Origin of the sequence: Frankia sp. Hr75.2 (genome assembly GCF_949319125.1) — a bacterium.
Classification (GTDB): Bacteria; Actinomycetota; Actinomycetes; order Frankiales; family Frankiaceae; genus Parafrankia; species Parafrankia soli.
The window spans coordinates 23,553-32,705 of record NZ_CASGGV010000330.1; the positions used below are offsets into that span (position 1 = coordinate 23,553).

The following is a 9,153-nucleotide window of genomic DNA, read 5'->3' on the forward strand; positions in this document are numbered from 1 at the left end:
GAGCGTGCGTCGGTACTCGCGGGCCTCCTGACCCGCGAGCGCGGATGCGGGTCGATGGGTGCGGGCATGTGCGGGCATGGTTGCGGGCGCGGATGTCGCACCGGCGAGACCGCGTGCCGCGGGCGCCCAGCTCGTGAGGCAGGCTTGACGGGCCGCTCCAGGCGGTCCAAGCGAGATCCAACAGCAGGGAGATCTGGTGTACGCGGTCGTTGCCAGCGGCGGCAAGCAGCACAGGGTCGCCGTCGGCGATGTCGTCGACGTCGAACTCCTCTCCGGGGAGCCGGGCGCGGCCGTGAACCTTCCGGCGGTGCTGCTCGTCGACGGCGAGTCGGTCACACACGACGCTGACGCTCTGGCGTCCGTCGAGGTCACCGCCGAGGTCGTCGGTGTCGTCAAGGGTCCGAAGATCCGGATCCACAAGTTCAAGAACAAGACCGGCTACCACAAGCGTCAGGGCCATCGCCAGAAGTACACGCGCCTGAAGGTGACCGGGATCGAGACGGGGAAGGCCTGACGAGATGGCGCACAAGAAGGGCGCGAGCTCCTCGCGCAACGGCCGTGACTCGAACGCCCAGCGGCTCGGCGTGAAGCGGTTCGGTGGCCAGCTGGTCAAGGCCGGCGAGATCATCGTCCGGCAGCGGGGCACCCACTTCCACCCGGGTGACCTGGTCGGCCGCGGCAAGGACGACACTCTGTTCGCGCTGGCTCCGGGCCACGTCGAGTTCGGCCGCAAGCGGGGCCGCCGGGTCGTGAACATCGTCTCGGTCGACACCGAGCGTGCCGAGAAGGTCGCCGTACCGGCCTGACCAGCCCAAAGAGGTCCGGCGATTCGGAGACCTGCCAGAACCGCGGCGCGGTGCCGCCGGGGATGTGCGGGCCGTCGCCCGGGTCGTAGTCGTTCACAGGGCGCCGCGCGAGCCACAGCCCCTCCGGTGTGGCATGCGCGGCGCTCCTGTGTGTCAGACCGCGGTCAACCGCGGAGTTAGGAGAGGTGGCAGATCATGCCGACGTTCGTCGACCGGGTGGTTCTGCACGCCGCCGCCGGCGACGGCGGGCACGGCTGCTGCTCGATCCACCGTGAGAAGTTCAAACCGCTGGGCGGGCCGGACGGCGGCAACGGCGGCCGTGGCGGCAACGTGCTGCTGCGCGTCGACAGCGGCGTGACGACCCTGCTCGACTTCCACTTCCACCCGCATCAGCGGGCCGGCGGCGGCCGTCCGGGCCAGGGCTCCAACCGCCACGGCGCGGACGGCGACGACCTGGTTCTGTCGGTGCCGGACGGCACCGTCGTGCTCTCGCCCGACGGCGAGCAGATCGTCGACCTGGTCGGGGCGGGAAGCACCTACGTCCTGGCGCACGGCGGCCGCGGGGGGCGGGGTAACGCCTCGCTGGCCTCGGCCCGCCGCAAGGCGCCCGGCTTCGCCGAGTTCGGGGAGCCGGGTGAGCAGCTCGACGCCGTCCTCGAGCTCAAGAGCGTGGCCGACGTCGCGCTGGTCGGCTTCCCGAGCGCCGGGAAGTCCTCGCTGGTCTCGGTGCTCAGCGCCGCGCGTCCCAAGATCGCCGACTACCCGTTCACCACCCTGGTCCCGAACCTGGGCGTCGTCCAGGCCGGTGACCATCGCCCGTTCACGGTCGCGGACGTCCCCGGGCTGATCCCGGGTGCCAGCCAGGGCCGGGGGCTGGGCCTGGAGTTCCTGCGGCACATCGAGCGGTGCTCGCTGATCGTCCACGTTCTCGACTGCGCCACGCTCGAGCCCGGCCGTGATCCGCTCACCGACCTCGACGTGATCGAGGCGGAGCTCGCCGCGTACACGACCGACCTGTCGGACCGCCCGCGTCTCGTGGTGCTGAACAAGGTCGACGTCCCGGACGCGGCCGAGCTCGCCGAGCTGGTCACCCCTGACCTGCAAGCCCGCGGTCTGGCCGTGCACCAGATCAGCACGGCGAGCCGGCACGGGGTCCGCGGGCTCGCGCTCGCGCTCGCCGAGCTCGTCGCCAGCCTGCGCGCCGCCGCGCCCAGCCCGGCCGCGACCCGGATCGTGCTGCGCCCGCGCGCGGTGGACGAGCCGGACTTCACGGTGCGGGCCGAGGGCGACGGCTTCGTCGTCGGCGGGACCAAACCGCTGCGCTGGGTGCGCCAGACCGACTTCAGCAACGAGGAGGCGATCGGCTACCTGGCCGACCGCCTGGCCCGGCTGGGCGTCGAGAAGGAGCTCGCCAAGCGGGGTGCCTTCCCCGGGGTCGCGGTCACGATCGGTGCCGTCACCTTCGACTGGGAGCCGATGCTGTCCGGCCGGGAGGCGCTGCTCGCCGCCGGTGGCGGAGATGGCGACGGCTACGGCGAGGCGGGCTACGGCGCCGTCGACACCGCCGTCACGATCGCGACCGTGGGCGGCTCCGGGGGCACGAGAGCCGGCGCGCGCGGCGGAGCAGTGGTCTCCGACCTCCCGCTCGGTCCGCGGGGCACCGACCTGCGGCTGCGGACGTCCAAGCGGCTCACCAGGGCACAGCGGACGGCCCTGAACGACTCCGCTGACGACTTCGGCGACAGTGCCGGCTTCGGTGACGGCGCCGGCTTCAATGACAGTGCGGCCTTCGGTGACAGCGGTGGCTCCGGCGGTGACGCCGACGGCGGGCGTGGCTAGGCCGTGGTCCGTTCCTTCGTCACCGAAGCGAACCGGGTCGTCGTCAAGGTCGGCTCGTCGTCGCTGACCACGGCGGCCGGTGGGCTGGACGCCGACCGGGTCGAGGCGCTGGTCGCGGCCGTCGCCGGCCGGGCCGGCAGCCTGGTGCTGGTGTCGTCGGGCGCGATCGCCGCCGGTCTCGCCCCGCTCGGGCTGACCAGGCGGCCGCGTGACCTGGCCACTCTGCAGGCGGCGGCGAGCGTCGGCCAGAGCTCGCTCGTCCACTGCTACGCCGGCGCGTTCGGCCGGGCCGGGCACCGGGTCGGCCAGGTCCTGCTCACCGCCACCGACGTGATCCGGCGGACGCACTACCGGAACGCGCGCACGACCCTGGAGCGGCTGCTGGCCCTCGGTGTCGTGCCGATCGTGAACGAGAACGACGCGGTCGCCACCCAGGAGATCCGGTTCGGTGACAACGACCGGCTCGCCGCGATCGTCTCCCACCTGGTCTCCGCGGACCTGCTCGTCCTGCTCTCCGACGTCGACGGCGTGTACGAGTCGAACCCGCGGCTGGGGCCGGCGAGCATGGTGCGCGAGGTCCGCTCGGACGCCGATCTCGACGGCCTGACCGCCCGCGGCACCGGCGCGGCCGGTGTCGGGGTCGGCGGCATGGCGACGAAGATCGACGCCGCGCGGATGGCGGCGTCCGGTGGCGTCACGACGGTCGTCACCTCTGCGGCCAACGCGGCCGCGGTGCTGGCCGGCGAGGAGATCGGGACGGTGTTCCACCCGACCGGCCCGCGCCGGCCGTCCCGCCTGCTCTGGCTGGCCCACGCCACCGCTCCCGAGGGCCGGCTGCACCTGGACGAGGGCGCGGTCGCCGCGGTGGTGGACCGGCGGGCCTCGCTGCTGCCGGCCGGGGTCACCAAGGTCGAGGGGGACTTCTCCGCCGGCGATCCGGTCGACCTGGTCGACCCGCGGGGCCGTCCGGTGGCGCGTGGGCTGGTCGAGTTCGACTCCGTCGAGCTGCCGGGCATGCTCGGCCGCTCGACGATGGACCTGGCGGCCGAGCGGGGCCCGTCCTACGAGCGTGAGGTCGTCCACCGCGACGACCTCGTCCTGCTCCTCACCCGTCGCTGACCCGCCGCCGGTAGCCTCAGGGAACGGCGCACAGCGGCGCGCCGTCGACGCCGGGCCCGCGTCCGCGCCGGCCGTCGCGGACAGTCGGGAGGAATTCGGTCATGAACACCTCTGCGGAGGACGTCCGCGCCAGCGCGGTCCGAGCCCGGCAGGCCGCCGGGCAGCTCGCCCCGCTGTCGCGGGCGGCGAAGGACGCCGCGCTGCTGGGTATGGCCGCGGCGCTGCTCGATCGGTCCGCCGAGATCCTCGCCGCGAACGCCCTGGACACCGCCGCCGCGCGGGCCGCCGGCACGTCCGCCGCGCTGGTCGACCGGCTGACCCTCACCCCGGAGCGGATCGAGGCGATGGCCGACGGCCTGCGCCAGGTCGCGGCGCTCGAGGACCCGGTCGGTGAGGTCGTCCGCGGGCGGGTGCTGCCCAACGGGCTGGAGCTGCGCCAGGTCCGGGTGCCGCTCGGCGTCATCGGGATCATCTACGAGGCCCGGCCCAACGTCACGGTGGACGCGGCGGGCCTGTGTATCAAGAGCGGCAACGCGGTGCTGCTGCGGGGCAGCGCCTCGGCGCTGAACTCCAACCGGGTGCTGGTGGACGTCCTGCGGGAGGCGGCGGTGGCCGCGGGGCTGCCGGCCGACGGCGTGCAGCTCGTCCCGGGGGCGGACCACGACTCGGTGAAGCACCTCATGCGGCTGCGCGGCCTGGTGGACGTCCTCATCCCGCGCGGCGGGGCCGGCCTGATCCGCGCGGTCGTCGAGGAGTCGACGGTTCCGGTCATCGAGACCGGCGTCGGTAACTGCCACGTTTACGTGGACGTCGACGCCGACGTCGACACCGCGCTGGCCATCACGCTGAACGCGAAGACGCAGAAGGTGTCGGTGTGCAACTCGGCCGAGACCCTGCTCGTCCACGCCGGGATCGCCGCGGAGTTCCTGCCCCGGGTGCTGACGGCGCTGCGCGACGCGGGCGTGACCGTGCACGGTGACGAGACGGTGCGCGCGGTCGACCCGTCCGCCGTGCCGGTCACCGACGAGGACTGGGCGACGGAGTACCTCTCGCTCGACATGGCGGTGGGGGTCGTCGACTCGCTGGACCAGGCGCTCGACCACATCCGGCGCTGGAGCAGCGGCCACACCGAGGCGATCGTGACCCGGTCGCTGGCGGCGAGTCGCCGGTTCGTCGCCTCCTGCGACAGCGCCGCGGTGATGGTGAACGCCTCGACCCGCTTCACCGACGGCGAGCGGTTCGGGATGGGCGCCGAGATCGGCATCTCCACGCAGAAGCTGCACGCCCGCGGGCCGATGGGCCTGCCCGAGCTGACCTCGACGACCTGGGTGGGCATCGGGGACGGCCACCTGGTGTGACCGGGCGGCGCGTGGGCGTTGCGGGTGGCCTTCCGGGAGGCCGGAACAGCCGTCTCCGGAGCACTCCGGAGCACTCCGGAAGCCCGTCATCCCTCGTCAATCCGTCATGTGCTGCCAACCACTGGCACTATGGACCGTGGTGGTGCTAGGCGCTGGACCGGAAGGTGGCCATGTCGTTGCAGGGATACGCGTTCGCAGACGTCGCTGATGTCCGGGAGCGGCTCCGGGAGACGGGCTACCTCGCCGACGAGGCGATCGCCACCACGGTCTTCCTCGCCGACCGGCTGGGCAAGCCGCTGCTCGTCGAGGGGCCGGCCGGTGTCGGCAAGACCGAGCTCGCCAAGTCGCTGGCCGCGGCGGTCGGCGCCGAGCTGATCAGGCTCCAGTGCTACGAGGGCCTGGACGAGGCCCGCGCGCTCTACGAGTGGAACTACAAGAAGCAGCTGCTGCGCATCCAGTCGGCCTCCGGCGCCACGGGCGAGGCCGCCGGGGACGCCGCCGCTGGCACCGCCAGCTGGCAGCAGACCCACGACGACATCTTCAGCGAGGAGTTCCTCCTCTCCCGTCCGCTGCTCACCGCGATCCGGCGGGACGACCCGACCGTCCTGCTCATCGACGAGACGGACAAGGCCGACGTCGAGGTGGAGGGCCTGCTGCTGGAGGTGCTCTCCGACTTCCAGGTCACGATCCCCGAGCTGGGCACCGTGAAGGCGACCCGCCGGCCGTTCGTCGTCCTCACCTCGAACGCCACCCGCGAGCTGTCGGAGGCGCTCAAGCGCCGCTGCCTGTACCTGAACCTGGACTACCCCTCGGCCGCCCGGGAGAAGGAGATCGTCCTCGCCCGGGTGCCCGAGCTGCCGGAGAAGATGGCCGAGTCGCTGGTGCGGATCGTGCGCGCGCTGCGGGCGATGGAGCTCAAGAAGGCGCCGTCGATCGCGGAGACGATCGACTGGGGCCAGACCGTTCTCGCGCTCGGTTTCGACACCATGGACGACGCCGCCGTCACCTCCACCCTCGGCGTGGTCCTCAAGCACGCCAGCGACCAGGCCCGCGCCATCAGCCAGCTCAAGCTCGGCGCCAACTGACGCAGGACCGGGAGGTCCCGATGAACCTGCTCGACCGCACCGTCGAGTTCACCGCCGCGCTGCGCCGCGCCAACGTCCCGGTGAGCAGCGCCGAGACGGTGGACGCCGCGCGGGCGGTCGGTGCCATCGGCTGGGCCGACCGGGACGCCCTGCGGGCCGCGTTCGCCGCGACGATGTGCAAGCGCCCGCTGTACCGGAGCGCGTTCGACTCGCTGTTCGACCTGTACTTTCCGCCGCGGATCGGCGACGGTGTCGTGCTGCCCGACGAGGGCGGGCCCGCCGGGGAGCAGCAGCCGGGGGAGCAGCGGAACGGCGACCCGTCCGAGCTGACCCCGCAGGAGATCGAGGCGCTGCGCCGGGCCATGCGCGACCAGCTCCGCGACGCGCTGCTCGACGGCGACGACGAGAAGCTCCGCGACCTGGCCCGCCGTTCGGTCAGCGCCTTCGGCGCGGCGCAGAACGGGCCGGGGCAGCGCAGCTACTTCATCTACCGGGTGCTGCGGGCGATGTCCCCGGAGACACTCATCGCGGACCTGCTCGCCGCGATGCTCGGTGACGACGATCGCGGCGGCCTCGAAGAGCGGATCGCGCGGCAGACGATCGCCGACCGCATCCGGGCGTTCGAGGAGATGATCTCCTCCGAGGTCCGCCGGCGGATGGCCGAGGAACGTGGCATCGAGGCCGTCGAGCGGACCGCGGTGAAGCCGCTCGCCGACCAGGTCGACTTTCTGCGCGCCTCCCAGCGTGATCTGGTCGAGCTGCGCCGCCAGGTGTATCCGCTCGCCCGCCGGCTGGCGACCAGGCTGACGGCGCGGCGCCGGCTCGGCCGGGCCGGCCGGCTCGACTTCCGCCGCACCGTCCGGGCGTCGCTGGCGACCGGTGGCGTGCCGATCGAGACCAAGCACCGGCCGCACAAGCCGCACAAGCCCGAGCTTGTCGTGCTGTGCGACGTGTCCGGATCGGTGTCCTCCTTCGCGCACTTCACCCTCATGCTCACGCACGCGCTGCGCGAGCAGTTCTCCAAGGTCCGCGCGTTCGCGTTCATCGACACGACCGACGAGGTCACCCGCTTCCTGCGCGGGCTCGAGCTGGGCGACATGATGGCCCGGATCGCCTCCGAGGCCGACCTGGTCTGGTTCGACGGCCACAGCGACTACGGCCACGCGATCGAGGTCTTCGCCGAGAAGTACCCGGACGCCGTCGGGCCGCGGACGTCGCTGCTCGTCCTGGGGGATGCCCGCAACAACTACCGGGCCACCTCGGCCGCGGTGTTCCGCCGGCTGTGCGGGCAGGCCCGGCACTCCTACTGGCTGAACCCGGAGCCGCGCAGCTACTGGGGCTCCGGCGACTCGGCCACCACCGCCTACGCCGACCTCGTCGACGAGATGGTCGAGTGCCGCAACGTCGAGCAGCTCCAGCACTTCATCGAGCGGCTGCTACCCACCTGAGGCGCCCCGCCTTGAAGCCCCACCTGAGGCGCCTCGGCGTGGTCGCGCCGTTGTGGGAGATTTGACGTTTCCGGCGCTTTCGGGGTGAACCGATCGCCGGGCCGCTGCGTCCAACCCTTCGACGGCGGGCGCATGGTGTGACCGCCGACGCCCGCGCGGGTGACCGCGCAGGCCGGACGGAGGGGTGCCGCCATGGCGACCGAAACGACGGCGACGACCATGCCGACAGGTCCGACCGACGCGACCGGACAGGCCGATCCGGGTGAACCGACGACCGCAGGCACCGCCGCGGGCGGGCAGCCGGGGCAGCCCGGTCCGGCCGCCCCTCCCGGTCCGTTCGGGGCGCCCGGCCGGAACGAGCGGCCCTGGTCGTCCCGCCTGCCGGCCATGCCGGACCCGCGCCGCCGCCGGCGCCTGATCCTCGGCGCGGGCGCGCTGCTCGTCGTGATCCTCGGGGTGGGCTTCATCGCCGCCGGAACGGACGGCGCCGGCACGAACTCGGCGGACACGGCGGCCGTCCCGATGCCGGCGTCCGAGCCCGGTACACCCGGCGAGATGAGCACGTCGGCGGACTCCAGCGCGTCGGCGCCGTCGCCGGCGCCCGGTGCGGCCCGGGAAGACGGCATCGCCGCGGGAGCGCCGTCGACCGTCCCGGGCGGGCCCGGTGGCACCGGCGGCACCGGCGGCACCGGCGGCACCGGCGGCGAGCCCGCCCGGCCCGCCGGCGCCCAGCCGCGGATCGTCCGCAACGGCACGGCCACGCTGTCCGTGCCGGCCGGTGCCGTGGACAAGGCGGTCCAGGATCTCTCCGCGGCGGCGCGGGGGCTTGCGGGGTACACCGAGTCCAGCGAGGTCAGCGGCACTCCGTCGACCACTGATGACGGCAGCCAGTACGCCACCGTGACCCTGCGGGTGCCGAGCGAGTCGTTCGACGAGCTGCGGTCCGGCCTGAGCCGGATCGGCACGGTGTCGGCGTCGACGATGTCCTCGCGCGACGTGACCGGGGAGTACGTCGATCTCGAGGCGCGCAAGCGCGCGCTGGAGGCCTCCCGTACCGCCTACACGACGCTGCTCTCCAATGCCACCACGGTGGGGGAGACACTGTCGGTGCAGCAGGCCATCGACGGCGTGCAGATCCAGATCGAGCAGATCGAGGGCCAGCGGATGGTCCTCGCCGACGCCAGCGACCTCGCGACGTTGACGGTGCAGATCGCCGAGGACGGAGCGGACCCCGCACCCGGGCCGGACGATGACGACTCGGGGCTGGTCGCTGCCGCGCGGACATCCTGGAACCGTTTCGTCCGCGGTATCGAGGAGATCATCGCGCTGCTCGGCCCGCTGGCGCTGGTCGGCCTGGTCGCCGCGTGCGTCTACGGGGCCGTCCGGATCGCGCGCCGGTGGGGCTGGATCCCGACGACCCCGGCCCCGCCCGCGCCGCCGCGGGACTCGGCGGGGTCGTAAGCGGGCCGGTGCGCTCTGGCACGGAAGGGGTCCGGGG

Annotated in this window: 8 protein-coding genes; all 8 read left to right on the top strand. The window is 73.2% G+C overall.

Annotation, left to right across the window (positions count from 1 at the left end; translation table 11 throughout):
- The first annotated feature begins 196 nt into the window (after window positions 1-196).
- The gene (gene rplU / locus AC559T_RS31250; protein WP_020462729.1) at window positions 197-514 is read left to right on the top strand and encodes a 50S ribosomal protein L21; all 318 of its coding nucleotides are present in this window, start codon (window positions 197-199) and stop codon (window positions 512-514) included.
- 4 nt (window positions 515-518) lie between these two features.
- Window positions 519-806, top strand: a complete 288-nt coding sequence (gene rpmA / locus AC559T_RS31255; protein ID WP_498870997.1) for a 50S ribosomal protein L27 — start codon at window positions 519-521, stop codon at window positions 804-806.
- A 195-nt stretch (window positions 807-1,001) separates the two neighbouring features.
- Window positions 1,002-2,645, top strand: a complete 1,644-nt coding sequence (gene obgE / locus AC559T_RS31260; protein WP_498870998.1) for a GTPase ObgE — start codon at window positions 1,002-1,004, stop codon at window positions 2,643-2,645.
- A gap of 3 nt (window positions 2,646-2,648) precedes the next feature.
- Window positions 2,649-3,764 (top strand): glutamate 5-kinase, encoded by a 1,116-nt coding sequence (proB, locus tag AC559T_RS31265; protein WP_020462727.1) that lies wholly within the window; start codon window positions 2,649-2,651, stop codon window positions 3,762-3,764.
- Window positions 3,765-3,865: 101 nt separating this feature from the next.
- Complete coding sequence (locus AC559T_RS31270) at window positions 3,866-5,122, top strand: glutamate-5-semialdehyde dehydrogenase (protein WP_020462726.1); 1,257 nt, start codon at window positions 3,866-3,868, stop codon at window positions 5,120-5,122.
- A 170-nt stretch (window positions 5,123-5,292) separates the two neighbouring features.
- A complete protein-coding gene (locus AC559T_RS31275) occupies window positions 5,293-6,207 on the top strand; it encodes an AAA family ATPase (protein ID WP_112106276.1) in 915 nt (304 codons plus the stop codon).
- A 20-nt stretch (window positions 6,208-6,227) separates the two neighbouring features.
- Window positions 6,228-7,655: a vWA domain-containing protein gene (locus AC559T_RS31280; protein WP_071061526.1), complete on the top strand. Its 1,428-nt coding sequence runs from the start codon at window positions 6,228-6,230 to the stop codon at window positions 7,653-7,655.
- Window positions 7,656-7,847: 192 nt separating this feature from the next.
- Window positions 7,848-9,116: a DUF4349 domain-containing protein gene (locus tag AC559T_RS31285; RefSeq protein ID WP_498870999.1), complete on the top strand. Its 1,269-nt coding sequence runs from the start codon at window positions 7,848-7,850 to the stop codon at window positions 9,114-9,116.
- Window positions 9,117-9,153: the final 37 nt, after the last annotated feature.

Excerpts from the sequence above, each read along its gene's own strand:
- rpmA (WP_498870997.1), top strand. The coding sequence starts at position 519 with ATGGCGCACAAGAAGGGCGCGAGCTCCTCGCGCAACGGCCGTGACTCG.
- obgE (WP_498870998.1), top strand. The coding sequence starts at position 1,002 with ATGCCGACGTTCGTCGACCGGGTGGTTCTGCACGCCGCCGCCGGCGAC.
- AC559T_RS31270 (WP_020462726.1), top strand. The coding sequence starts at position 3,866 with ATGAACACCTCTGCGGAGGACGTCCGCGCCAGCGCGGTCCGAGCCCGG.
- AC559T_RS31275 (WP_112106276.1), top strand. The coding sequence starts at position 5,293 with ATGTCGTTGCAGGGATACGCGTTCGCAGACGTCGCTGATGTCCGGGAG.
- AC559T_RS31280 (WP_071061526.1), top strand. The coding sequence starts at position 6,228 with ATGAACCTGCTCGACCGCACCGTCGAGTTCACCGCCGCGCTGCGCCGC.
- AC559T_RS31285 (WP_498870999.1), top strand. The coding sequence starts at position 7,848 with ATGGCGACCGAAACGACGGCGACGACCATGCCGACAGGTCCGACCGAC.